This window comes from Candidatus Roseilinea sp. NK_OTU-006, assembly GCF_012931985.1.
GTDB lineage: Bacteria > Chloroflexota > Anaerolineae > J036 > Brachytrichaceae > JAAFGM01.
The window spans coordinates 1-25,256 of sequence record NZ_JAAFGM010000037.1 but is presented as its reverse complement, the minus strand read 5'-3'; the positions used below and the strand labels follow the sequence as shown (position 1 = coordinate 25,256).

The 25,256-nt window shown below is 62.7% G+C and carries 22 protein-coding genes; 16 read left to right on the top strand and 6 right to left on the bottom strand.

Features of this window, described 5'->3' with window-relative positions; all coding sequences use genetic code 11:
* The coding region (radA, locus tag GXH28_RS14010; RefSeq protein ID WP_169239653.1) for a DNA repair protein RadA at positions 1–1,145 on the top strand (1,145 nt) is incomplete at its 5' end.
* Between the two features lie 22 nt (positions 1,146–1,167).
* A complete protein-coding gene (gene galE / locus GXH28_RS14005; protein WP_169239652.1) occupies positions 1,168–2,181 on the top strand; it encodes a UDP-glucose 4-epimerase GalE in 1,014 nt (337 codons plus the stop codon).
* A gap of 10 nt (positions 2,182–2,191) precedes the next feature.
* On the opposite strand, the gene GXH28_RS14000 is transcribed toward galE, so the two are convergent.
* Together GXH28_RS14000 and GXH28_RS13995 are read right to left on the bottom strand one after the other, a co-directional pair.
* Positions 2,192–3,301 carry a hypothetical protein gene (locus GXH28_RS14000; protein ID WP_169239651.1) on the bottom strand — a complete coding sequence of 370 codons (1,110 nt, stop codon included), beginning with the start codon at positions 3,299–3,301 and terminating at the stop codon, positions 2,192–2,194.
* 37 nt (positions 3,302–3,338) lie between these two features.
* Complete coding sequence (locus GXH28_RS13995; RefSeq protein WP_320447968.1) at positions 3,339–4,508, bottom strand: lipocalin-like domain-containing protein; 1,170 nt, start codon at positions 4,506–4,508, stop codon at positions 3,339–3,341.
* Between the two features lie 439 nt (positions 4,509–4,947).
* On the opposite strand from GXH28_RS13995, the gene GXH28_RS13990 reads away from it, so the two are divergent.
* From GXH28_RS13990 to GXH28_RS13965, 6 genes are read left to right on the top strand one after another with little or no spacing between them, the layout of a single operon-like run.
* Positions 4,948–5,709 (top strand): 5-oxoprolinase subunit PxpA, encoded by a 762-nt coding sequence (locus GXH28_RS13990; protein WP_169239650.1) that lies wholly within the window; start codon positions 4,948–4,950, stop codon positions 5,707–5,709.
* Positions 5,709–6,356, top strand: a complete 648-nt coding sequence (pxpB, locus tag GXH28_RS13985; protein ID WP_169239649.1) for a 5-oxoprolinase subunit PxpB — start codon at positions 5,709–5,711, stop codon at positions 6,354–6,356. The genes GXH28_RS13990 and pxpB overlap by 1 nt, the downstream gene beginning before the upstream one ends.
* 39 nt (positions 6,357–6,395) lie before the next feature.
* Positions 6,396–7,358 carry a 5-oxoprolinase subunit C family protein gene (locus tag GXH28_RS13980; protein WP_206156858.1) on the top strand — a complete coding sequence of 321 codons (963 nt, stop codon included), beginning with the start codon at positions 6,396–6,398 and terminating at the stop codon, positions 7,356–7,358.
* A 13-nt stretch (positions 7,359–7,371) separates the two neighbouring features.
* Positions 7,372–8,124, top strand: a complete 753-nt coding sequence (locus tag GXH28_RS13975; protein ID WP_169239647.1) for an SDR family oxidoreductase — start codon at positions 7,372–7,374, stop codon at positions 8,122–8,124.
* 39 nt (positions 8,125–8,163) lie between these two features.
* Entirely contained in the window at positions 8,164–9,744 is a 1,581-nt protein-coding gene (gene guaA / locus GXH28_RS13970; RefSeq protein ID WP_169239646.1) for a glutamine-hydrolyzing GMP synthase, read from the top strand.
* 39 nt (positions 9,745–9,783) lie between these two features.
* The gene (locus GXH28_RS13965; RefSeq protein ID WP_169239645.1) at positions 9,784–10,806 is read left to right on the top strand and encodes a DUF7847 domain-containing protein; all 1,023 of its coding nucleotides are present in this window, start codon (positions 9,784–9,786) and stop codon (positions 10,804–10,806) included.
* A gap of 99 nt (positions 10,807–10,905) precedes the next feature.
* On the opposite strand, the gene ppdK is transcribed toward GXH28_RS13965, so the two are convergent.
* The 3 genes from ppdK to GXH28_RS13950 form a co-directional block, all read right to left on the bottom strand.
* Positions 10,906–13,719 (bottom strand): pyruvate, phosphate dikinase, encoded by a 2,814-nt coding sequence (ppdK, locus tag GXH28_RS13960; RefSeq protein WP_169239654.1) that lies wholly within the window; start codon positions 13,717–13,719, stop codon positions 10,906–10,908.
* A gap of 228 nt (positions 13,720–13,947) precedes the next feature.
* Complete coding sequence (locus GXH28_RS13955) at positions 13,948–15,552, bottom strand: proton-conducting transporter transmembrane domain-containing protein (RefSeq protein WP_169239644.1); 1,605 nt, start codon at positions 15,550–15,552, stop codon at positions 13,948–13,950.
* A 42-nt stretch (positions 15,553–15,594) separates the two neighbouring features.
* Complete coding sequence (locus GXH28_RS13950; RefSeq protein WP_169239643.1) at positions 15,595–16,269, bottom strand: hypothetical protein; 675 nt, start codon at positions 16,267–16,269, stop codon at positions 15,595–15,597.
* A 130-nt stretch (positions 16,270–16,399) separates the two neighbouring features.
* On the opposite strand from GXH28_RS13950, the gene GXH28_RS13945 reads away from it, so the two are divergent.
* From GXH28_RS13945 to rodA, 7 genes are all read left to right on the top strand, one after another.
* Positions 16,400–17,224: an MOSC domain-containing protein gene (locus GXH28_RS13945; protein ID WP_169239642.1), complete on the top strand. Its 825-nt coding sequence runs from the start codon at positions 16,400–16,402 to the stop codon at positions 17,222–17,224.
* Between the two features lie 98 nt (positions 17,225–17,322).
* Positions 17,323–17,826, top strand: a complete 504-nt coding sequence (gene mreD, locus GXH28_RS13940) for a rod shape-determining protein MreD (protein WP_169239641.1) — start codon at positions 17,323–17,325, stop codon at positions 17,824–17,826.
* Positions 17,826–19,859 (top strand): penicillin-binding protein 2, encoded by a 2,034-nt coding sequence (gene mrdA / locus GXH28_RS13935; RefSeq protein WP_169239640.1) that lies wholly within the window; start codon positions 17,826–17,828, stop codon positions 19,857–19,859. Before mreD ends, mrdA begins: the two co-directional genes overlap by 1 nt.
* Positions 19,856–20,656, top strand: coding sequence for a septum site-determining protein MinC (minC, locus tag GXH28_RS13930; protein ID WP_169239639.1), 801 nt, complete (start codon positions 19,856–19,858; stop codon positions 20,654–20,656). The genes mrdA and minC overlap by 4 nt, the downstream gene beginning before the upstream one ends.
* A 41-nt stretch (positions 20,657–20,697) precedes the next feature.
* Positions 20,698–21,486, top strand: a complete 789-nt coding sequence (gene minD, locus GXH28_RS13925) for a septum site-determining protein MinD (protein WP_169239638.1) — start codon at positions 20,698–20,700, stop codon at positions 21,484–21,486.
* Positions 21,483–21,869 carry a cell division topological specificity factor MinE gene (gene minE, locus GXH28_RS13920; RefSeq protein WP_169239637.1) on the top strand — a complete coding sequence of 129 codons (387 nt, stop codon included), beginning with the start codon at positions 21,483–21,485 and terminating at the stop codon, positions 21,867–21,869. Before minD ends, minE begins: the two co-directional genes overlap by 4 nt.
* Positions 21,870–21,882: 13 nt before the next feature.
* Entirely contained in the window at positions 21,883–22,989 is a 1,107-nt protein-coding gene (gene rodA, locus GXH28_RS13915) for a rod shape-determining protein RodA (protein WP_169239636.1), read from the top strand.
* 74 nt (positions 22,990–23,063) lie between these two features.
* Here the strand turns inward: rodA and rsfS are convergent, their stop codons facing one another.
* Complete coding sequence (rsfS, locus tag GXH28_RS13910) at positions 23,064–23,429, bottom strand: ribosome silencing factor (protein ID WP_169239635.1); 366 nt, start codon at positions 23,427–23,429, stop codon at positions 23,064–23,066.
* Between the two features lie 24 nt (positions 23,430–23,453).
* Between rsfS and GXH28_RS13905 the strand changes: the two genes are divergently transcribed.
* Entirely contained in the window at positions 23,454–25,022 is a 1,569-nt protein-coding gene (locus GXH28_RS13905) for a hypothetical protein (RefSeq protein WP_169239634.1), read from the top strand.
* Positions 25,023–25,256: the final 234 nt, after the last annotated feature.

Below are 25,256 nucleotides of genomic sequence, written 5' to 3'. Positions count from 1 at the left end.
GCGAATTCAGCCGCGTGCTAGGCGGCGGCATCGTGCCTGGTTCCCTGGTGTTGATCGGCGGCGACCCGGGCATCGGCAAAAGCACACTGCTGCTGCAGAGCGCGGTACTCGTCGCCCGGCACGTCGGACCCACCTTGTATGTCAGCGGCGAAGAGAGCGCCCAACAAATCAAGATGCGCGCCGAGCGGCTGGGCGTGGGCGACAGCGAACTCTATCTACTCACCGAGACCAACCTCGACGCAGTTGTGAGCGCGATCGAGACCATGAAGCCGAAGCTGTGCATCGTGGATTCGATTCAGACAATGTACGTAGATGGCCTGCAGTCCTCGCCCGGCACAGTCACCCAGGTGCGCGAGAGCGCACAGCGACTCCAGGCGATCGCCAAAGCCAACGATGTGGCCATCTTCATCGTCGGTCATGTGACCAAGGAAGGCAACATCGCCGGGCCGAAGGTGCTCGAGCACATTGTGGACACTGTGCTGCAACTGGAGGGCGACCGCTTTCAATCTTTCCGCGTGCTGCGCAGCATGAAAAACCGCTTCGGCGCGACCAGCGAGGTGGGCGTGTTCGAGATGACCGGCGACGGCATGCGCGAAGTGCTCAACCCCAGCGAGGCCTTTCTGGCCGAACGCATGCGACACGCCCCCGGCAGCACGGTTGCCGTCACAATGGAAGGCACCCGCCCGCTGTTGGTAGAAGTCCAAGCGTTGACCAGCGCCACCCAACACCCCATGCCGCGCCGCACCGCCAACGGCTTCGACTACAACCGGCTCTTCCTGCTGATCGCCGTGCTGGGCAAGCGCGTCGGCATTCGCCTATACGACCAGGATGTGTTCGTCAACGTAGTAGGCGGGCTGACGATTGACGAGCCGGCCGCCGATTTGGCCGGCGCAATCGCTATCGCCAGCGCATACAGAAATGTGCCGGCATCACCGGACCTCGCGGTTGTTGGCGAGGTAGGATTGAGCGGCGAAATCCGCAGCGTGGGCCAGTTGAACCAGCGGCTGAACGAAGCTGCAAGGCTTGGCTTCGCGCGCTGCATCTTGCCCAAAACCGCGCGCCAAGTTGAGCGTCCACCGGAGGCGCTTCAGTTGTTGCCGGTGCGCAGCCTGGGCGAAGCGCTGGATGTGGCACTGGGCCAATGAGCCTGCGCTGAGTCATCACGCCATGAAGTCGCTCAACAAGATCCTCGTCACCGGCGGAGCCGGATACATCGGCAGCATCACCACGCAAGAACTCATCAGCGCCGGCTACGATGTCGTTGTATTCGACAACCTGCACCAAGGTCATGCCGAAGCCGTCCCCCCCCAAGCCACCTTTGTGCGCGGCGATCTGGCTGACAAAGCTGCCGTCAAAGCGTTGTTCGACGACCACCCCGACATTGACGGCATCATGCACTTCGCATCGTATACGCTGGTGGGCGAGAGCATGGAGAAGCCGCTGCTATACCTGCGCGACAACTTGGTCAACGCCGCCAACCTGCTGGAGGAGGCGACCGCGCGCGGCGTAAGGCGCTTTATCCTCTCTTCCACGGCCAACCTGTTTGACCTGCCGCCGGATCGCCAGTTCGACGCCATAGACGAGCGCTTCCCTATCATCCCCGGCTCACCCTACGGTGAGGGCAAGTTCTTCATCGAACGCATGCTGCACTGGTTCAACCGCATCTACGGATTGAAATACGCTTGCCTGCGCTACTTCAATGCCTGCGGCGCCTTACCCGATCGCGGCGAGGATCACAACCCCGAAACGCATCTCATCCCGCTCGTGCTTCAGGTAGCGCTGGGCCAGCGTCCGCACATCACCATCTTCGGCGATGACTACCCGACCCGAGATGGCACGTGCCTGCGCGATTACATCCACGTGATTGACCTCGCCCACGCGCATATTTTGGTCATGGAGGCGCTCGACCGGCTAGTGACGCGCCAGTACAACCTGGGCAATGGCAAAGGCTACACGGTCAAAGAAGTGATCGAAGCGGCACGCCGGGTCACCGGTCATCCGATCCCAGCGATCGTCGGCCCACGTCGGCCAGGCGACCCAGCCGTGCTCGTCGCTTCATCGGAGACGATACGCCGCGAACTAGGCTGGGAACCGAAATACGCCAGCCTGGAAGCGATCATCCAGAGCGCTTGGGAGTGGCACCGGACACACCCGCGCGGCTATGCAAGCCTTGGGAAGTGATCCGATCGCTCTACGAGAGCGCTGCCCGATACGCCTGTTCCCAACCTCGAGCGGCGCCATCTTGCATCAGGGCGACGTGGTATGACTCTGCAAGCGTCTTAGCGGCTGGGTTGATGCGCGCGCCAGCAGCCACCGGTACTACGCGCAGCCCGATGCGCCGTAGCAATGCAGCGCGCCGGGCTGCGCGTTGCACATCATTCGCATCCACGACCGAGGATACCTCGACCGCCAACCAGACCTCTTCTGCTTCAGGTTCAGCGAGGCGCGGGCGACCGCGAACCAGTAGGTCAAGCGCCAATAGGTCGTTGACTTCCTTATCAGTAAGCACCGTGTCGAGCTGATCTTCGATGTCAGTGATCGGCACTACCCGAATGCGACGCAGCCAGCGACCGAAATAGGCCGATGCTCGTTCGCGAAACTTAATCTCAAGCAAGTCACCGCGAACCTCGGCCATTTGGTTAACTAGAAGCTGTGTGGTCTGAGTCAACTGATCCACTCGCGCAGCAAGCTGATCCAGCCGCTCCTCGGTCCGCCGCTGTGCCTCGGCAAGCTGATCCAGCCGCTCCTCGGTCCGCCGTTGCGCCTCGGCAAGCTGATCCAGCCGCTCCTCGGTCCGCCGCTGCGCCTCGGCAAGCTGATCCAGCCGCTCCTCGGTCCGCCGCTGCGCCTCGGCAAGCTGATCCACCCGCGCAGCAAGCTGATCCAACCGCTCCTCGGTCCGCCGCTGCGCCTCGGCAAGCTGATCCACCCGCGCAGCAAGCTGATCCAGCCGCTCCTCGGTCCGCCGCTGCGCCTCGGCAAGCTGATCCACCCGCGCAGCAAGCTGATCCAGCCGCTCCTCGGTCCGCCGCTGCGCCTCGGCAAGCTGATCCACCCGCGCAGCAAGCTGATCCAACCGCTCCTCGGTCCGCCGCTGCGCCTCGGTGAGTTCGTTCACTCGCACCGCGAGCTGAGCGAGTTGCTCTTCAGTCCGCCGTTGCAGCACGACCAGCTCACGTATGACCTCGGGGAGCTTGAGCAGTTCTTCGGTCAAGACCAGCCTGCGCACCTCACCCAGCCACTCTGGATGAGTGGCCAGGAGGCGCGTCAGATCTTGCAGATCGTTGACCGTGAAGGACATAGCACGAGCATTATAGCGTGCACCCGCAAAGACAGCATCAGTAGCCGGTCATTTCGACGTATCCTACGCCGGCAACCCGCCCGGCGGCTGAAGCGCCCTTGAACGTCACGGCACCTTCCCAGTAACGCTGCGTCAGGCGCATCTCCTGATCTGAGATGCGCGCAGCGATCTCGATGTCCAGGCCGTAGCGCGACGACGTCAACCGCCATCGCACCGGATACGTCGCGCCGGTCTGCCGACTAGTCCAGCGATCAAGCACAGTGATCGTCACCTCGTCTTGACGGACAAGCTCCGCGCGCCCGTCAGCATTTACGTACGTGCCTTTGGCGAAGCTGGTGTTGCCGGTCCCCTTTTGGCGCAGCTTAAAGAACATGACCTCGCGGCCATCGTCGAATTGCAGAGAGAACCAGTCCCAACCTTCGGTATTCTCGTCGAGGGCGCTGGTGCTCCACTCGCGATCGAGCCAACTATTGCCGGTCACCTCAAACGTCCCACGCGGTGTGGTCACTTTGCCCATCGTCGCCATGCGCGTCATCGAGTAGTAGTACGAGGCGTTCCCTGGGTTGGGCGACTTCTGGCTCAGGCCGCGATCGCCATGCAAGACGATCGGCTTAGTGCTGGCCAGGGTGAGTTCAATGGAGTAGCCATCCTGTGCAGCAACCAGCCGAACCTGCGCTGCGTCGCCGTCGTCATGCGCAGCAATCGCTGCCCAATCTTCAACAAACACGCGAAAAGGGCTGGCCTGCGCTCCGGCCAGGCCCGCGGCGCCACGGCTGTACTTCTCGAACGAGACATGCGCGTTCGCTGTGCTGTCGGTGATGGCAAAGTGCGCGAAGTACACCTGGTCGAAAGCAAAGGACGACTCGCGATCGGCGCGCAACGCCTGCTCGTCCGGTGGGACGAGCGCGCGTCGAAAGAACGTGAGCTGGTAGCCGAAGTGACGCCCCGTAGCGTCAAACAGATTGCCGGTGTAATACCACCATTCCGTCTGATAGGCATCGTGCGGGCCGTGATCGTGCGGGAAGTCGAACGCGCGCGGTTCCCGCGCATGTGCGAAACGGTCCGACATGGCATCGCGTTGTAGGCCGGCGACAGTCGCCCGCGCTTGATCACCGCTCCCCGCGGGCGTGCTAAAAGCAGCCCAGCCCAGCACCGTCAAGCCCAACACTGCTGCCACACTGACACCGATCGGTAAGCCTCTATTCACAACCCACCTCTATGATTCATTCAACACAAGGGATTCTAGCTACCGTGCCTGTGAATCGGCTGAGCGACGCAGCGATACGCGCTCGAGATGCGATGCTAAACTTGGCAGACTGAACAGCGCGACTTGCACAACGTATACCGGCGCAGTCACATCGGACATCGCTGCCGGGCTGCGCGCAACGATGAACCGGCCAAAAGCGCAGGCGATCAACCCGGATGGGAAGCGGCTGGTTGAGCAACTGGAGCAAGCAGCCCGCAGCTTTGTGGATCAAAATGATGCGAGAACGCGGCTGCGTCATGCCCGCTACGATTGGCGCTTGAACGCATAGCGGTCGCCGCGCCCATGCGTCCATGAGATACATTTCAACGCGAAGCGCAGAGATCGGCCCTGCTGAGGCCTGCGGTGTTGTTCGCCCAGCGCCGCAGTTGAAGCCGCACACATGGCTGCCATACAACCATTCTCGCCTCAGGTGATCTTGAACTGTGATTGTGGCGAAGGGATGGCTGATGACGCTGCGATCCTATCGCACATCACCGCAGCCAATATCGCTTGCGGTGGGCACGCCGGCAACAACGACTCGATGCGCACCGCATTACAACTGTGCAAGCGATTCGGCGTGAGCGCCGGCGCGCATCCCTCGTATCCGGATCGCGTCGGCTTCGGACGGCGCGTATTGCCGATGACACCCGCCGAGATCGTCGTTGCCGTCCGCGAACAGATGCAAGCGCTATCCGCCATCGCATCCGAGGAGGGCGTGCCGCTCACACACGTGAAACCGCATGGCGCGCTCTACAACCAGGCCGCGGCGCATCGCGAGATTGCCGATGCGATTGTGCACGCGATCGTCGCGCATGACCCAGGTTTGGCGCTGATCGGCTTATCCGGCTCGGCGCTCATCGAGGCCGGCACAGCCGCCGGGTTGCGCGTATTGCGCGAGGCATTCGCCGACCGCACGTATGAGCGCGACGGCTCCCTGCGCGCCCGGAACCTGCCCGATGCGCTGATCGAGGACAACCTGCGCTGCCTGGCGCAAGTCGAGAGCATCGTCCGGCATGGGCTGGCGACGGCGCATGACGGCACACGCATCGCGCTGCGCGCCGACACAATCTGCATTCACAGCGACACCACAGGCGCAGCCGAGCGCGCAGCTTTCCTGCGGCACAGGTTGTTGCAAGTCGGCGTTGCATTGGTTGGTGTGTGATGAGGCCCTGGCGCATTTGCCCAATAGGCGAGGCGGCGTTGCTCATCGAATGCACGTTGAATGACTTAGCTGAAGCCAATGCGCACGCGCTGGCGCTGGCTAGAGTCCTGCCCACAGAGTGGCACCCGCTACCGGCAATTCGTTCGGTGTTAGTTCGCTTCGACCCACTGCGCTATACACAGGACGAAGTGCAGATCTACGTGCAGGATGCGCTCAACCACGCGACGCCCGGTGCACTCCCGCCGGGACGGCAAGTGACCATACCGGTGCGCTATGGCGGCGAAGACGGCCCCGACCTGGGAGACGCCGCGCGCCAGCTCGGCCTCGCGCCGGATGAACTCATCGCGCAACACACCGCGCGGCCATGGCGGGTGCTGATGATCGGCTTCGCACCAGGATTCCCCTATATCGGCCCATTGCCGCCATCGCTGACGCTGCCGCGACGCGACACGCCGCGCGTCGCCGTACCGGCCGGTTCGGTGGCCATCGCCGCCGGCATGACCGGCATCTATCCGTCGCAGTTGCCAGGCGGCTGGCACCTCATCGGCCGAACCGAGGTCGCGCTCTTCGACCCTGCGCGTGAACCGCCGACACTCCTACAAGCTGGCGACCAGGTGCAGTTTGTGGCCATTGCCTCGCACAGCTGATGGGGAAAGCGCAGATCGCAACGGAATTAGGAAAACGTGTTGCGTGTCATTGCACCCGGCGCGCTGTGCGCCATACAAGACCTAGGACGCCCCGGCTACCAACACTTCGGCGTGCCGATCGGCGGCGCGATGGATCGCGTCGCCTGCATCATCGCCAATCGGCTGGTCGGCAACCCACCCACGGCCGCCTGCTTGGAGATCACCGCCGGCGGCGCCGCCTTCGAGGTCTTGGCGCCATGTGTGATCGCCGTCACCGGCGGAGACCTCGGCGCGACGCTCGACAACCGGCTGCTGCCGACCTGGGTAAGCGCGCTCGTTCGGCCAGGGCAGCGCATTGCCTTTGAGGAGCGTCGTCAGGGCGCGCGCGCCTATCTCGCGTTGGCCGGCGGCGTGGATGCACCGCTCGCGCTTGGCTCGCGCAGCACCTATCTGCCCGGCCGGTCTGGTGGCTTGGGCAGACGGGCGCTGCAAATGGGCGACGTGATTCGACCAGCGTCATCGGCGTTCGATTTGGCGCGGCTGGCCGGACGCCTCTGGCCTGCACCTGTGGACTACGCGCCGCTCATCCGCATCTTGCCCGTTCACACCTCGCCTGGCCAACCGGACCTCACGGGACTGGACCACTTGACCGCCCTGCCCTGGCGCGTCGGCGTAATGTCGAATCGGATCGGCCTGCGGCTGGAGGGGGCCAGGCTGAGCAGCGCGCAAGCCGGCGACCTGCCGTCGTTCGGCATCTTCCCCGGCGTCATCCAGCTCCCGCCAGACGGGCGTCCGATCCTGCTCATGGCCGATGCCCAGCCCACCGGCGGCTATCCAGTGATCGCCGTGGCGATTCAGGCTGACCTGCATCGCGCCGCACAGCTCATGCCCGGCGACGATGTACGCTTCGCCTGGACGACGCACGCAGAAGCGATCGCGGCCTGGCGCGCATTGAACGCCCTGCTCGATTCGCCGATTGATGTGGATGAGGGCATCGCGTTGGCTGCCACCACGCAAGGCTGATACCATCACACACATGGAGAACACACCACTGCTTCAAGGACACGCGGCGCTGGTCACCGGCGCCGGTCGAGGGATCGGTCGCGCCATCGCGCTGATGCTGGCCCGCGAAGGCTGCGACGTTGGGCTAATCGCGCGGGATGTCCAAGCGCTGCGCCAGACGCAGGCCGCATGCGAAGCATATGGGGTGCGCGCATTACCTTTGGCGATGGACCTGAGCGAGACGGCACTGCTCCCTTTGGCCATCCAGGCGTGCAACGAGGCGTTTGGTGGGCTGAACGTGCTGGTCAATAACGCCGGCATCCATCAGTTCGCCTCCGCTGTGGAGGCGAACCTGGAAATGTGGGATCGCATGCTGGACGTGAACTTGCGCGCCGCAATGCATGCGACGCGACTGGCACTGCCACACATCATCGCGGGCACGCAGGCCGGTCGGCGCGGCGCGGTTATCTTCATCTCATCGCTGGGCGGCAAATTCACTGCGCCGACCAACGCCGGCTACGCTGCAGCCAAACACGCACTGACCGGATTTGGCGGCAGCGTATTTGAAGACGTGCGCGACTTCGGCATAAAAGTGTGCGTGATCTATCCCGGCTGGACGAACACCGGCCTGCTCGCCGACTGGTTGCGGCCCGAAGAGGTGATCCAGCCGGAAGACATCGCCGAGGCCGCGCGTTTCGTCATCGCCTCGGCGCCAACCGTCTGCCCGACCGAGATCGTGCTACAAACTCAGTCGTCGCGGGCGGCACGCCTTTTCTCAACCACTTGAACGCTCCGCACTTGCTTCCGGTTTGCTAAAATCGCGCCGGTGATTGACGGTATCGCCGTCCTCGACTTCGGCTCACAGTATTCGCAACTCATCGCCCGCCGCGTTCGCGAAGCGCATGTATATTGCGAACTGTTCCCCTGGGATGCACCGCGCGATCAGGTGATGGCGTTGCAGCCGCGCGGCTTCATTCTGTCCGGCGGGCCGAACAGCGTGTACGACCCTGCCGCGCCAGCCCTGCCTGGCTATGTGCTGGAGAGCAACCTACCGGTGTTGGGCATTTGCTATGGCATGCAACTGCTGGCGCACGCGCTTGGCGGGCGGGTGGCGCCAGCGCTGCAGCGAGAGTACGGCGAAGCGCAACTAGAGATCTCAGGCTGCGAGTTGTGGCCAGACGCGATCGCTCAGCTTCGGTCGCCGATCACCGTGTGGATGAGCCACGGCGATCGCATCGAGGCGCTGCCCCCCGGTTTCAAGGTCATCGCGCGCACGGCGCACTCGCCGATCGCCGGCATGGCCGACCCGGCGCGACGGCGCTATGCGATTCAGTTCCACCCCGAAGTTAATCACACCCAGCACGGGCGCGAGATCATCGCGCACTTCGTGCATGCCATCTGCGGTTGTCGCGCGTCGTGGACGCCGGCAAACATCATCGAAGAAAGTGTGCAAAAGATTCGCGCTCAAGTCGGACGGCGACCGGTGATCTGTGGGTTGTCCGGCGGTGTGGATTCGGCAGTCGCGGCGACGCTGGCGCACAAGGCAGTGGGCGATCAACTCACCTGCGTGTTCGTGAATACCGGTTTGCTGCGCAAGGGCGAGCCGGAACAGGTCGTCGAGACGTTCGAGCGCGAGCAGGGCATGCGGCTGATCGCCGTGGACGCTTGCGAGGAATTCCTGGAAGCCTTAGGCGGGGTGACCGACCCAGAAGAGAAGCGCCGTCGCATCGGCGAGAAATTCATCCGCGTGTTCGAGGCAGTCGTGAGAGAACACGGGATCGGGTCAAAGCACGGGAAGGCAAGGGATGATGCCCGCCCATTGCTGTGTCAGGGCACGCTGTATCCCGACGTGATCGAGAGCCGCGGACCGGAGCGCCAGGCAGCGGCGAAGATCAAGACGCACCACAACGTAGGCGGGTTGCCCGAGGACATGCAGTTTGAGCTGCTGGAGCCACTGCGCTATCTCTTCAAGGATGAGGTGCGCGCGCTCGGCGCAGCGCTGGGGCTGCCGGACGCGATCGTGTGGCGGCAGCCCTTCCCCGGCCCGGGCTTGGCCGTGCGCGTGCTGGGCGAGGTGACATGGGCGCGGCTTGAGCGCCTGCGCGCTGCCGACGCAATTGTGCAGGAGGAACTCCGTCGCGCCGACCTGATGCGCGCCACGTCGCAGGCTTTTGCCGTGCTGCTGCCCGTGCGCACGGTGGGCGTGATGGGCGACGAGCGGACTTACAGCGAGGTCATCGCCATCCGCGCCGTGACCACCGACGATTTCATGACCGCTGACTGGGCGCGCATCCCCTTCGATGTGTTGGCGCGCATCAGCACCCGCATCGTGAACGAAGTGCTCGGCGTCAACCGCGTCGTTTTTGACCTCACCACCAAGCCACCGGCGACCATTGAGTGGGAATAACCTGCTGCGCGCAACAGCGCACACACAGGGAGCGTAAACATGGATATTGGAGCAACCCTTTCACGCGCTTTTAACATCGCCCTGAAGCATCGGGCGCTGTGGGTCTTGGGCTTTCTGGTGTCGCTCATCAGCCAAGTGAATAGCGCCGGCAGCGCCCTCAGTAACTCAGGCAGCTCTTTACTGATCGGCCCATCTGCCGAGGCCCCGCCCGAGGTCGAGCGTTTCTTCAACCAACTCGCTCGAGATCCCGGCCTGATCGTCACCGGACTGGCCGGCTTCTTGTGCCTCGCGCTGCTCATTAGCCTGGTGCTGTGGATCATCAGCATCATCGCGCAGGGCGGATTGATCGGCGGCGTGCAGCAGATCGAGGAGGAGGGCGGCACCACGTTCGGTCAGGCATGGTCGGTCGGCGTGCGCAGGTTTTGGCCGCTGTTCGGCCTGAGCTTGCTGCTGGGACTGCCGGGGCTTCTGCTGCTGGCGGTGTTCGCGCTACTACTCGGTGGCATGTTCGTCCCCATCATCGCAGCAGCAGTCTCGGGCGATGAAAGCGCCTTGTCAACCGCAGCCGGCAACGCATTCGCGCTCATCTGCTGCTGCGGCGGCGCGTTAGGGTGCATCGGTCTGCTCTACGCCATCATCGCAGCCGCCCTGCAGACGTTCGGCGAGCGCGCCATTGTGCTAGAGCAAAAGGGCGTGATGGATGCTATCAGACGAGGCTGGGAAGTATTCCGCAGCAACCTGGGCAGCATCATTCTGCTGGCGCTGCTGATGCTTGTGGTCAACATTTTGGTCAGCGTTGTCATCGCGATCGTCGGCGGCCTCTTGTTTGCGCCCACGCTGGTCGCGGCTATCCTGAGCGCAGGCAACGAGGGCGGCATGAGTAATAGTTCGCTCGTATTGGTTGGACTCAACTCCGTGTTGGTCGTGATCGTCGCTGCGATCATCAACGCGATCTTCGCGGCGTTCAGCTCAGCAGTGTGGACGCTGGCCTACCGGCAGTTCACCGGCGCCGGCGGCCTCATCGCCGAACCGCAATCTCCAGCGCCGCTGCCGACGGCGTAAAGGCCGCGTGGAAGTCGGTTGAATCGTCAGGCACTTCGATTCGTGCCAAACAGCAAACCGGAGTTCTAGAAGAACTCCGGTTTGCTGTTGTTTGGGCGCTTATTTGGTCGCTATGCCCAGCGCCGCATGCGCCGCCGCTAGGCGGGCGATCGGCACGCGGAACGGAGAGCAGCTCACATAGTTGAGGCCGGCCTCATAGCAGAAGGCCACCGAGCGCGGATCGCCGCCGTGCTCGCCGCAGATGCCCACTTCGAGCGTTGGGCGCGTCGCGCGGCCCTTTTGCACGGCCATCTTGATCAACTGCCCTACCCCATCCCGGTCGAGCGTCTGGAAGGGGTTATCCGGCAGGATGCCCTCTTCGACATACTTGAGCAAGAAGCTGCGCTCCGCGTCGTCGCGCGAGTAGCCGTAGGTCATCTGGGTCAGGTCGTTGGTGCCGAAGGAGAAGAACTCGGCCATGGTCGCGATCTCGTCGGCGGTGAGCGCCGCGCGCGGGATCTCGATCATCGTGCCGAACTTATATTTCACCTTCACGCCCTTCTCTTCCATCACAGCTTTGGCCACCTTCTCCAGCTCCGGCTGCACACGCTTCAGCTCGTTCACATGGCCGGTCAGCGGGATCATCACCTCCGGCATCGGCTCGTAGCCTTCCTTCTTCACATCGCAGGCCGCCTCGAAGATGGCGCGCACCTGCATAGCGATCAGGCCGGGGATCATGATGCCCAGCCGAATGCCGCGTAGGCCCATCATCGGGTTTTGCTCGTGCATGGCGTTGACGGCATTGAGCAAGGCCAGCTTATTCTGATAGTCGGCGTACTCCTCCTCGCCCAGCGCTTCGTAATGGCGCTTGGTCTCGTAGCGCGTCACCTCGCGGATCAGCTCCTCTTGCGAGGGCAGGAACTCGTGCAGCGGGGGGTCAATCAAGCGAATGATGACGGGCAGACCGGTCATCGCCCTGAACAGGCCGGCGAAATCGCTGCGCTGGAAGGGCAGCAGCTCGTCGAGGGCGCGCTGCCGCGCTTCATTGTTGTCGGCAAGGATCATGCGCTGCACGATCGGCAGGCGCTCTGCCTCGAAGAACATGTGCTCGGTGCGGCACAGGCCGATGCCCTTCGCACCGTAATCGCGGGCGCGCTGGGCATCCTTCGGATAGTCGGCGTTGGCCCACACTTGCAGGCCGCGGCGGGGTTTGCCGTCCTCGGCCTTGCGCGTGTTCTTCGCGCTGATCTCATCGGCCCACTTCAGCAGCGTTACGAGATCGGTCTGCTCCTCGAACGACGGGTGCACCATCGGCAATTGGCCGACATACGCTTCGCCTTTGCCGCCGTCAATCGAGACCCAGTCACCTTCGCGCAAGACGTGTCCGTTGCTGGTGACGGTGCGTTCGCTCAAATTGATCTGCAAGGCATCGGCGCCGCACACGGCCGGGATGCCGAATTGCCGGGCGACAACGGCGGCATGTGAGGTGGCGCCGCCGCGCGCCGTCAGGATGCCTTTGGCGGCGACCATGCCATGCACATCATCTGGCTTGGTCTCCGGGCGGATCAGGATAACCGCCTTGCCTTCGTTCCCCCACCTCTCGGCCAGGTCGGCGTCGAAGGCCAGCATGCCACTGGCTGCGCCGGGCGAGGCATTCACGCCGGTCGCCAACAGCCGGCCGTCGTGCTTCGCATCCTTCACCGCCTGCTCATCGAACTGCGGGTGCAGCAGAAAGTCCACGTCGGCGGGCTTCACGCGGCGAACCGCCTCTTCCTTGGTGATCAGCTTTTCCTTGGCCATGTCCACCGCGATCTTGATGGCAGCTTTGGCCGTGCGCTTGCCGTTGCGCGTCTGCAACATGTAGAGCTTGCCTTGCTCGATGGTGAACTCTACGTCCTGCATGTCCTTGTAGTGCTTCTCCAGCAGGTTGCAGATGCGCACGAACTCTTTGTAGGTCTTGGGCATCTCCTTGGCCATCTCTTCGATGGGCTTAGGCGTGCGGATGCCGGCCACCACGTCTTCGCCCTGCGCGTTGACGAGGTACTCGCCCAACATCTTCTTCTCGCCGGTGGACGGGTCGCGGGTGAAAGCGACGCCGGTGGCGCTGTCGTCGCCCATGTTGCCGAAGATCATGGTGACGACGTTGACGGCCGTTGGCAGCGTGCTCTTCCAGCCCATCTGCTTGGCATAGGTGCGCGCTTTGTGGCCGGTGGCGCTGCGGAAGACGGCCATGGCGCACTCCTTGAGCTGCTCATATACGTCCTGCGGGAACTCGCGGCCGGTCTCGTCTTTGATCACCTGCTTGAATATGGCCACCAGCTCCTTGAGGTCCTCGACGGTGAGGTCGGTGTCGAGTTTATAGCCGCGCTCGTGCTTCATGCGCTCCATGGGCTCGTCGAACTTCTCATCGGGAATGCCGAGCACCGTGCTGCCAAACATCATGAGCAAGCGGCGATAGCTATCCCAGGCGAAGCGCGCGTTGCCGGTGACGGCGATCATCTCCTCGACGGTCTGATCGTTCAGGCCGACGTTGAGCACGGTTTCCATCATGCCGGGCATGGACTCGCGCGCGCCGGAGCGCACCGATACCAGCAGCGGCCGCACGCCTTTCACGCCGCCGCCGAACTTCTTGCCGGTCTGTTTCTCCACGACTTTCATCGCCGCCAGCACCTGATCCCACGCTGGCCGGGGAATCTTATTGCCGGCTTTGACGAATTCGTTGCACACCTCTGTGCTGATGGTGAAGCCAGGCGGCACCGGTAGGCCGGCACGCGTCATGTCGAATAAGCCGGCGCCCTTGCCTCCGAGCAGCTCGCGGATCTCCGGCCAGGTCTTGGCCACTTTGCTCACGCCCTTTTCGTCGTTGAAAAGGAAGACCCGCTGTTTCTTCGCGAGGCCGTTGCGGGCTTTATTACCGGCGCTCGGCTGTCGCATCACCGTCGTTGGTTTGGTTGAGACTTTCACTGCCATATGAAACCTTTCTCCTGAACCAGGAATGCGTGTACTCGATAAACCGCGCCATGGTCACTGCAAGACGGCTGCTTCGCTGCAACGCCGTAGCGCGGTCAGATTACAAACTGGGATTCTAACGCCGCGATAGCAGCAAGGCCACGCGAAGCGCGCTATGCCCCATCAGCGTGGCACACCGAGCACAACGCCTCGCTACGGGTAAAAGGTGTATTGCGCGGCAGCAGCCTTCGCCAGCGGCGCGATGATCCCCGGCCAAATCGCGAGGATGATGAGCGCAGCGACGCCCAGGCCAATCATGAGCCGAGCGATGAACGAATCTCGGCTCATGAAAATCGGCTGCTGGACGTCTCGCAGCACTTCGCCTTCGATGAGCGTCTCACCTTCAAGCAGCAGCGGATCATCCGACACGGGCGATGCATCCGCCGCAGCGCGCACCACTGCACCCAGGCTGCCGATCGCCAGAACGCGCGCCGCAGACGGGGACCCTGACTGCGCGTCCGCCGGCCCTTCCGCGATCACCTCGACACAGGGCGCATTGAAGACGGCGATCAAACCGCGCACGACGCCCACCCCCACGCTGGCGCTGGCGGCTAGGAGCAGCGCCAGCCCTTCCACATCGGCGACGCCATAGGCTCTTGCGGCCGACCAGCGCGAGACGAAACCCGGCGTGCCGGGGAAGCCGGCCAGCGATAGCCCCCCCACACCCAGCGCCAGCGCCGCCCACAGGTCACGCGCGCCGCGCACATCGGCAAACGCGTCGCTCGACCGCAACGCGCGCAAGCGCCATATCCCCAGGCCAAAAACGCCTAGCGAGAGCGCGCGCGTTAATGTGGCAAACGCCAGCGCTTCCACAGCAAGCTGAGACCCCCGGCTCAAGACCAACAACGCGCACCCAATCTCCACCAGGATGGCGCAGGCCAGGACGCGCGCGAACGCGTTTTGCGCCCATGCTAACGCGCCGCCGAAGATGAGCAACACAATGCCGCCGACAGCGAGCGCATCGGCCGCCTGACCGCCAACGCGCAACCACGGGTAGGCCTGCCAAAAGTCCAGCCACAGAAAACTCAATGCGCCTGCAACCACTGCGACGATGAAGGCCGTGACCAATGGCGAGGCGTCCCGCGCAACCGGATGCACCCAGGTGTAGAGCGGAATTGCGCCGATCATCAGTCCAAAGCCGCCGATGAGCAGCACGGTGGCCGGGCCATACGCTGCCGCCAGCGCGGTCGCGTCGTTGAGGTTCACGACGCCAGCGCGATCTATAGCCCAGCCGGCGAATAGGAACATCGGCAACGCCAACGTGGTCGCGCTGAGGTAACGCAACGCGCCCAGCGTAGATCGCTCACCGCCGCGTTCAGCCTGGATCATCAGTGCGGCCAACGCTGCCGCCCCTTCAAACGCCAGCGCGGCATAGACGAACGGACGAATCATCAGCGCCAGGCTTGCGGCTGCCAACACGATCAGGCCAATCGGGACGAACAGCCGGCCCTGCAGCGCGCGCCAGGACATCACAAATAACGCCGCAGCGCAGATGAACAACAACAGGATGGAGACGCGCTCGGTGGCCCGCACTCGCAACACCCGGCCTAATACCTCGAACGGCGCGCTCAACTCAATACCGACCAGCGCGCCGGGCAACATGATTTTGCTATCCGGCGGCTGCGCCAGCAACGCGATGACGCCAGCACAGGCGAGCGCAGCCACGCCGATCTCGATCCCTTGCCAACGACGCAGCAAATACGCCAGCAACGCGCCGACCAAGGGGATGCTCACGACCAGCAGCGCAGCGGGAACCATGCGAATTGCAAATTGAGATGAGACACGCGCCGAACGGGTTGATCAGTTCTCAATGCGCAGTTCAGCGTCGGCCGCGCCGGCGTCCGCAAGCGTCAAATAGGCGATCGCGGCACCCACCAGCAACGTCGCCAGCCCCAACAACACACTGACACCAATACTCGGCTCAAGCGGCGTGTAGGCCAGCTCAAAGCCGGACAGCAGCATCAGCAACCCCAAGCCGACATTGAGCGCCTCATACGCCGTCGCCACGATCAACAAGCCAAAACCGATCAAGAGATACGCGCTCAGGCCCAGTTCACGCGCCGCGCCGGGCAACGGAAAGCGGATGGTCGCACCGAAGGCCGCCGTCAACACCAGAATGGCAACGACGGCGCGCAACAACAACTGCGCCGGCAGCCGATGCCAGTCGGGTTGTGCCAGCCGCTCACGCGCAATGGACTCGCCGCGTTCGGCGCGCGCGATGTCGCCTCGTTGGGCTGCGATACTGAGCGCAAAGCACACGATCGCGCCCGCCAGCGGCTTGAGCACCGCCACGCTTGGCTCGATCACACGCGCCAGCAGGAGGCCAACCGCCACATACTGCAACACCATCATCGGCAGGACGAGTTGCCAGTTGCGCACGACCGCCACGATGCCGGCTGAGACAGCCAACAAAACGAGCAGCGGGGTCACCGTCGCCTGCGCCAACCGGTCGAACAGTTCGATGAGCTGAGACATCGTTTAGATTGTATCTGACCGGGATGACGAATATCACCAGGTGTGCGCGGGGCGGTGGGATAGAATTCATAATGTTGGGTAACACATCTCAGCAAGACATCCGGGGGACTTCTCCTGTTTTTACCGCGAAATGACGATTCGCGTCTCGGCCCTCTACTGCTACCCGATCAAGTCGTGCAAGGGCTACGCCCTGGACGAGACCATGACCGACGTGCGCGGCATCGTCGGCGACCGCCGCATGATGATCGTAGATTCACACGGCCAGTTCATCACCCAGCGCACCATGCCGCGCCTGGCGCTGATCGATCCGGTGATGAACAACGATGGTTCGATCACGTTGCGCGCACCCAATAAACCATCGGCCTCTTTCATGCCATCGAACACAGGCCAGCGCGTCCAGGTGCATGTGTGGCGCGATGTCTGCGACGCGATTGACCAGGGCGAAGCCGTCGCCGCGTGGTTGCAGGATTTTCTAGGAATGCCGGCCCGACTGGTGCGCACCGCGGACGACGTTGTGCGCCGCGTAGATGCCCGCTATGCCCGCCGGCCATCCGACCAGATCGGCTTCGCCGACGGTTATCCGTTCCTGCTCATCTCTCAGGCATCGCTGGACGACCTGAACGCCCGACTCGCTTCCCCTGTTCCGATGAATCGCTTCCGGCCGAACATCGTGGTCAGCGGCTGCGACGCCTTCGCCGAGGACCATTGGCGCGAGCTTCGCATCGGCGACATCATCTTTCACGTCGTCAAACCGTGCGCCCGCTGCACCATCCCGACCATTGACCAAGACACCGCCATCGTCGGCCGCGAGCCGCTTAGGACGCTGTCAACCTATCGCACCTTCGGACAAAAAGTGTTGTTCGGTCAGAATCTGGTCGCCGCCAACACGGGCCTACTTCGCGTGGGTGACGAAGTCGTCATCACCGCTACCGCTACAGCCGCGTCAGCGATTTAAGAGGCGTGCGCAACAAACGCCTCGGCAACCCCGCGCACCCGCACCTCCGCCTCCCTGTTTCAGGTCGGTCGTCCATCAGCCCGTAGAATCATGCTGCGATGCGCCGCCATATCATTGCCGGAATGGTCATCACGTTGTTCGCCATCATGGAGAGCAGCCTTCTGCCGGCGACGCTGGGCACTGCACTCAGGCCGAACTTGACGCTGGTCATGGGCGCTGCATGGGCAGCCATTCGCGGCGATGAGGGCTTCATCTGGGCGCTTGGCGGTGGCCTGCTGCTCGATTTGCAGTCCAGCGCGCCGTTCGGCATGCACACGGCGGGGCTGATGATCGGCAACGCGCTTGCCGCGCTGCTGGACCGAGCGCTGATCCCCATCCCCATCGCGCGCACTTTGAATTGGGTGCTGGTGACGACCGCCGTCTATCACATCACAGCGCTAGCTGTGTTAGGATTGGCGAATAGGACGTTTGATATCTCGATTGGTTTCACGTCAGTCATATTGCCCAGCTTGGCGGCCAATCTTATCCTGACAATTCCGACGTATGCCATATTGAGCCGACTGCAGATGAGACTGCGCGAGCAAGAACGGTTCCTGTCCTGATGTTGCTCGACGACATCCCGATCCGCAGGCGCACCAGCCAAACGCCGCCGCCCGATAACGAGGGAGGACGGGTTCGCTTGATGCTGCTGGGCTTCGGCGTGATTCTCACGTTCATCGTGTTGGGCATCCGGCTGTTCGATCTGCAGGTCAACCGTCAGGCGCTTTTCAGCGCACAGGTCGAAAGGCGCAGCATCATCGAGCGCGCGCTGCCGGCCACGCGTGGCCTGATCTACGATCGCAACGGCGAGCTGCTTGTCCGCAATGCGCCGGCCTACCAGATCGCGATCATCCCCATTCAGCAGGTGCGCTACAAAGACGACCCGATTCGACAACGCGTCGAGCGCATGGCGATGTATAACAAGCTGGCAGCGATGATCAATCAGCCTGGGGTGACAGCCGGCGAGATCTACACCAAGGTCGTCAGCCAGAACGCGCTCATCGCGCCCTATCAGCCAACGGTGATCGCCGATAACGTGCCGCGCGAGGTCGCCCTGGCCATTCAGGAACAGTCGCTCATCATGCGCGGTGTGGTCGTGCAGACCGTCGGCTCGCGCGAATATCCCTACAAAGAGCTGCTGGGCAACATCCTGGGCTACACCGGTAAGATCTTTAGGGAGATGATCGAGCGGGAGCCGGAGAAGTTCTCGCGCGAGATCTATGACTACGACAACGACCGCGTCGGCATCACCGGCGTTGAACGCGCTGTAGAAGAGAAACTGCGCGGCCGGAAGGGCAAACGCACCGTGTTGGTGGATGCGTCGTTCGAAGAGCTGCAGGTGCTGAGCGAGACGCCGCCGGTCAACGGCAACAGCGTGCGGCTGACGATAGACTTGCGGCTGCAGCAAATCATCAGCGACGTGTTGATCTCGGCTATGAAGGAGCGCGGCGCGCCGAGGGGCGCCGTCGTCGCGCTCAACCCCAACACCGGCGAGATCCTGGCGATGGTGTCCGCGCCCAGCTATGACAACAACTGGTTCGCTCAGGGCATCTCCCAGCAACGATACGAAGCGCTGGCCAATGATCCGCATAAGCCGCTGTTGAACCACGCCACGCAGGATCGCGTGCCGCCCGGCTCGACGTTCAAGATCGTCACCGCGGCAGCCCTGCTGCAAGAAGGCGCCGTGAACGAACGCACCTTAGTCTTCGATCCCGGCATTTTCATCCTGCCTGACCAGTACGACCCCACGAACCCCGACAAAGGGCAGAAGTTCTACTGCTGGAAGCGCACCGGCCACGGCTTTCAAAACATCCGCGACGCGCTACGCAACTCGTGCGACACCTATTTTTACAAAACCGTGGGCGGCTTCGCAGACGGCAAGGAGAACATCCCCGGCATGGGGCCTGACAAGCTCGCCCAGTGGGCGCAGGAATTCGGCATCGGCGAGACAACCGAGCTGAACATTGATTACAGCGTGGGCATCGCGCCCACCAAAAACTGGAAGCTGCGCAACATCGGCGAGGTGTGGTCCACCGGCGACAGCTACAACGCCGCCATCGGCCAGGGCTATGTGCTCGCCACGCCGCTGGAGATGGCAAACGTGACGGCGGCCATCGCCAACGGCGGCACGCTATACCACCCGCAAATTGTCAAAGACGTGCTCAACGAGCGCGGCGAGGTGATTCAGCCGTTCACCCCGAAGGTAAAACGCCAGATTCGGCTCGACCCCTATTACATCCAACTCATCCAGGACGCGCTCTGGCGCGTGGTGAATGAACCCGGTGGGACGGCCTGGGGGTCGCGCCTGGAAGGATTCGAGTATGCGGGCAAGACCGGCACGGCGGAGTTCTGCGACGATGTCGCATATCAGACCGGCATTTGCTACACCGGCATTCAGGTTCTACCGACTCACGCTTGGTTCGTCTCTTATGCGCCGGCGCAAAATCCGCAGATCGCGATGGCAGTGTATGTGTGGAACGGCGGCCAAGGCTCCGGCGTCGCCGCGCCCATCACCCAGCGCATCTACAATCGCTACTTCAACATCGGCGTGCCCGAAGACAAGCTGGCACCCATCCAACAGGGTGACTCGGAATGATCGCCATCAAGGGATTCAAACACGGGCTGGTCATCGTCTTCTGGGGCGATTCGTCCAACACGCCATGGCCGACACGTCTGCGTGAGCTGGAGGCCAAGCTCAGCGCAAACCCCGATTTCTTCAAGGGCGGCAGCATCGCATTCGATGTCAAGGCCACGCCGCTCAGCGAAGATGATTTGCGCCACTCCATCGCGCTGTTACAGTCCTACGAAGTCACGCTCTGGGCGGTGCTTTCTGAAGACGAGGCCACCCGCGCGCGCGTCCGAGCACTCGGGCTGGCTGATCGGCTCACCCCGCCGGGACCAGCGCCCGCGCCGGTTCCCCATCAAACGCACGAAGACACGCCGTTTCCGACTGCAACGTCATCATCCACACCCGCCACCGAAGCCCCCCCCCTACCAGCACACATCACACCCGCCGAGGAAGGCTACATTGAAGGAAGCGATGGGTTGTTAGTCCGGCGTCGTGTGCGTTCCGGCCAAGTGTTGCGCCATCCCGGTCACGTCGTTGTAATCGGCGACGTAAACCCAGGCGCGCAACTCATCGCGGGCAGTGATATTATTGTGTGGGGCAAGTTGCAAGGCTCAGCACACGCGGGCGCCTTGGGAGATGACCGCGCCGTCATTTGCGCGCTAGAGATGTCGCCCTGTTTCATTCGCATCGCCGACGTCACACACATACCGCAGCCGAGCCGGCGACGCAGTCGGCACAAAGCCGGCAGCATCACGATGGCACGCATTCAGGATCAAGAGATCGTCTTTGTCGCCTGGGGCGGCGCTGACCGCCTGCTCGAGTAGGCGTCAAACCGTCGCACGCAGATCGCACCAAGAAGACATCTATGCAAGAGAAAGTGATCACGATCACGTCGGGCAAGGGGGGCGTGGGCAAGACGACGACCACGGCCAATGTCGGCTCAGCTTTGGCGCTGCTCGGCAAGAAGGTGGTGGTGCTCGATGGCGACATTGGGCTGCGCAACTTAGACATCGTCATGGGCCTGGAAAACCGCATCGTATATGACATAGTGGATTATGTCGAAGGCCGTTGCCGTCTGCGCCAGGCGCTCATCCGCGACAAGCGTGCGCCAGAACTGTACTTGTTGCCCACCGCGCAGACCCGCGACAAGAGCGCGATCAACCCCGACCAGATGATTCGGGTGTGCGACGAACTGCGCAAGGAGTTCGACTACATCATCATTGACTCACCGGCAGGCATCGAACAGGGCTTTCACAATGCGCTTGCCCCTGCCGACCGCGTGCTCGTGGTCACCAACCCCGAAGTATCATCCGTGCGCGACGCCGATCGCGTGATCGGCCTGGTGGAGTCACATCAGAAGGGCCCGGCGCAACTGATTATCAATCGCCTGATTGCCGAGCGCGTCAAGAAGCAGGAGATGCTCTCGACACAGGACATCATGGACGTGCTCTCCACCGAAATCATCGGCATTGTGCCGGAGGACGAAGCGATTCTGTCCTCGTCCAACCGTGGCACGCCCGTCGTGTTCAACGGCAAAAGCCCGGCGGCCATCGCGTACCGCGACATCGCGCGCCGCTTGATCGGCGAGGATGTGCCGCTCACGCTGCCGCAGCCTGCCTCATGGTGGCAGAGGCTGTTCGGCAAAACAGGATGAGCGCATTGTCAATCCGGGATGAGTCGCCATTGCTGACCCTGAACCGACTGCACCTGAAAGCCATGAACCTCTTCGAACGACTCTTCGACAAACACAGCAGCGCACAAACCGCCCGGCAGCGGCTTCAACTGGTGATAGTGCATGACCGCGCCGAAATTCCTCCAGGCGTTCTGGCGCTCATCAAGGACGACATCGTCGCCGTGATCTCGCGCCGCGTGAACATAGACCGCGAACGCGTGGTTGTGAACATCATGCACGAGGACAAGACGAGCCGGTTGCTTGTGGACATCCCGCTGCTGAGCGGCAGGGATGGCCCGGCAGCCGGCCGCGCGCCAAGCAAGACACAACGCCCTAACCGGCGCCCCCCCTCGTCTTCGTCCTGACCTGCATCAATCCATGGTAGACGCTAGGCTCTGGCGACGTTTCGACTGGCTCCTGCTGACCGCCGTGATCTTACTGGTCACGTTTGGCGTCGCGATGATCTTCAGCGCCACGCGCAACGAGGGCAACCCCAGCGTCGAGCGCAGTTGGCTCGATCAAGCCATCACCGCCGTCATCGGCCTGATGGTGCTGATGACCTTCAGCATCCTCGACTATACGCTGCTCAAGAACTTTGCCGCGCCGATATACATCGGCGTCGTCGCTGCGCTGGCGCTGGTGCTGATCATCGGCATCGAGCGGCAGGGGGCGCGCCGCTGGTTCAGCCTGGGCGGCTTCGACCTACAACCCGGCGAGCTGGCTAAATTAGCGCTGACGATTGTGCTAGCCAAACTGATCGCCGACCGACAAGGACGGCGACCCTACCTAGAAACCCTCCTTCTCTCCAGCTTGCTCGTCGCGCCATGCATTGTGCTGATCCTGCTGCAGCCCAACCTGAGCACGGCGCTCACCATCGCGTTCTTGTGGCTGGTCATCGTCTTCGTCGGCGGCATCGAACGACAGCATATCCTAATTATGTCTGTCGTCGGCTTAGCTATTGTGCTCTTGGTGACGCAGCTACCTGCATTTCAGACTTATCAGCTCCGCCGCATCGAGCTACTGCTCGGACTCACGGACGAGCCAGGAGCAAACTACCAAAGCGAGCAGGCGCTAATCGCGCTGGGCAACGGTGGCCTGTTCGGTCAAGGATATCTGCAGGGTCAGCAGACTCAGCTACGCTTCTTTCCTGTCCGTCACACCGACTTCATCTTCTCAGTCATCGGCGAGGAGTTAGGATTCGTTGGCTGCGTGATTTTCATGGTGCTGCTGGCAACCGTGATCCTGCGCGCGCTACGCGCAGCCATCATCGCGCGCGACACTTTTGGTCGCCTATTGTGTACCGGCATTGCCGCGACGCTGTTCTTGCAGACCTATATCAACCTAGCCATGCAGGTCGGGTTGATGCCCGTCACCGGCGTGCCGTTGCCATTCGTCAGCTATGCACGCAGCAGCCTGATCACATTGATGATCGCCGTTGGCATCGTCGAGAGCGTAGCCATGCGCTATAAGAAGTTGGAGTTTTAACGTGCTGCGTTGCCGGATGGTCAGGTTAGGCGCATGACCACCCGACCGCTTCGCGGCCCGACAACAGGCCTGTTTCACTGCATGCGCAGCAGCACAGGCGCTTTGGACCACAACGCCTCCAGGTTGTAATAGGCGCGCTGGCTGGGCAAGAAAATATGCACCACAACATCGCGGTAATCCACCAGAATCCAGCCGCCGCCGTTCAGACCTTCGATGTGGTGCGCGTCTATGTGACACTCTTTATGCACTTGCGCTTCGATGCCCTCGGCAATGGCACGCAACTGGCGCTCACTGGCACCCGAACAGACAACAAAGTAGTCGGCGACCGTGGAGAGATTGCGGAGATCGAGCAAGAGGATATTTTCGGCTTTCTTGTCTGCGGCAGCAGAGACCACTGCGCGTGCAAGCGCCAGACTGTCCGGCGCGGACTGGGAAGTCATTGACTTAAATTATACTTGCCGCTCATGGAGAAGGATTGGGTCGGGGGGCTGCTGCTGCCCGTCGGCTTGTGGTTACTCCTCTCAGCCGGTATGCCGAGCCACCTCTACCACCGGTTGGCCAGCGCCACACTCATTGCCTCGGCAATCGCCACGCTCGCGTTCATCGTTTTCGGATTCGCGCTGGCGTTCGGCGGGGAGGAACTGTCGCTCAGCATCGGCGCGCCGCCGGAACGCTGGACCTTCGCCGGCTTGAGTGGCTTCTTCCTCGACGGTGCGACGAATCTGGAAGGCCTGCGCGCGTTTGTCCGCTTCTGGCCGCTGATCGCGACCGGTGCCATGCTCGTGGCTAGGGTGCTGGGCCAACAAGCGCGCATCGTGACGCTGACCGTCTTCACCATCGTCGTCACCGGCATCATTCTCCCCCTCGTCATGTGCTGGATGTGGGGAAGAGGCTGGCTCCACACATTGGGCACACATGTTGGCCTCGGCCAAGGGACCGTAGATCTGGGGCATCTTGCCACAACCGGGATCGCCGTCGGCGCATTCGGCGTCGTCTGGCTCCATTCACTCCCGAGGCGGGAATCGGCGCGGCGTGAATCACACCTGCCTGCGGCGCACCTTCCGGTGCGCGCCGTAGCCGGCGCGTTGCTCGTCCTGGTTAGCGTGCCTGCGTTCGCGGACGCATTCGCGCCGGAGGCGCCCGAACTTCCGATGGGCCAATTTGTCAGCAGCAGCGTGGCAGCCAGCATCGCCATCCTGACCGCAGGGGGCTATACGATCTTCACCATGCGCCGGCCCGATGTATTGAGCGCCAGCCGGGCAGCGGTAGCGGCTGTGCTGGCTACATCCAGCGGCGGCGCATTGCTGCCGATGCCGGTCATCGCTGCGTTGGGCATCATCTGTGGGTTGCTGGCGACCATCGGTTATTACGCCGTCAATGAGCGGTTGCGCTGGCAAGACGACAGCGCGATGGTCACTTCGGTCTTCGTGCCGGCCGCCATAGGATTGCTGGCGACGGGTATGTTCGCGAACGGCACCTTCGGCGTCTCCGGCATGCTATCGCACAGCGCGGGATTCAAAGCCGACCAACTCCTGGCCCAGGCCGTTGGCCTGGTTGCGATTGCGTTGTTCGCCATGGGCATGAGCAAGACTACGCTTGCGTTGATGCGCCGCGCGCGCATTGCGCTTCTCATCCCGGCTGAAACCGCGCATTCCCACCCCCCCAAGCCGCAACCTGCGCGCTCATCAGTAGTCGTGGCGTCAGCCGAGTTCGCCGACGCTGCGCAGGCGATAAGCCTCGCTTACGCCTCGGCGTCCGAAGCGCCCCATCTCGCCTCTGCTGACCGGCCAGCAACGGCGAAGGACTCCGTCGCGATCGAAGAAACTGCGCCTGCAACAGGCGAAGGAAGCGCGCGCAGATGGCTGGCCCGATTCCGGCGTCGCAACGAGGCGCCGCCTACGCCCAAACAACCGCGCAAAGTCGCTTATCCCTATCGCGTCGGCGGACGGCCGCTTTCGATACGCCCGCCTTCGGCCAGTGCCAAGGACGCAGAGGATGAGAACTCAGCGGCGTCGCTCAACAATCGCGATTGATTTCGATTGGCACAAGGCATGCATTTGAAGCTCACCGGCTCGCGTTCGGTTTGACCTACACGTCACCCGCGGCGCACAACACCCACCGCCCCCGCTTCGGCCAGGCATCTAATACCGCTTGCGGAGTCAAGGTGTGCTAAATAAACTTGGCGTATGAGAACAGGACGACCGCGACAACCGATTGAGATCGCTGAGAGCGTCGAGCAGTTGTATGCCCTGTATCGCCAGGAGAAG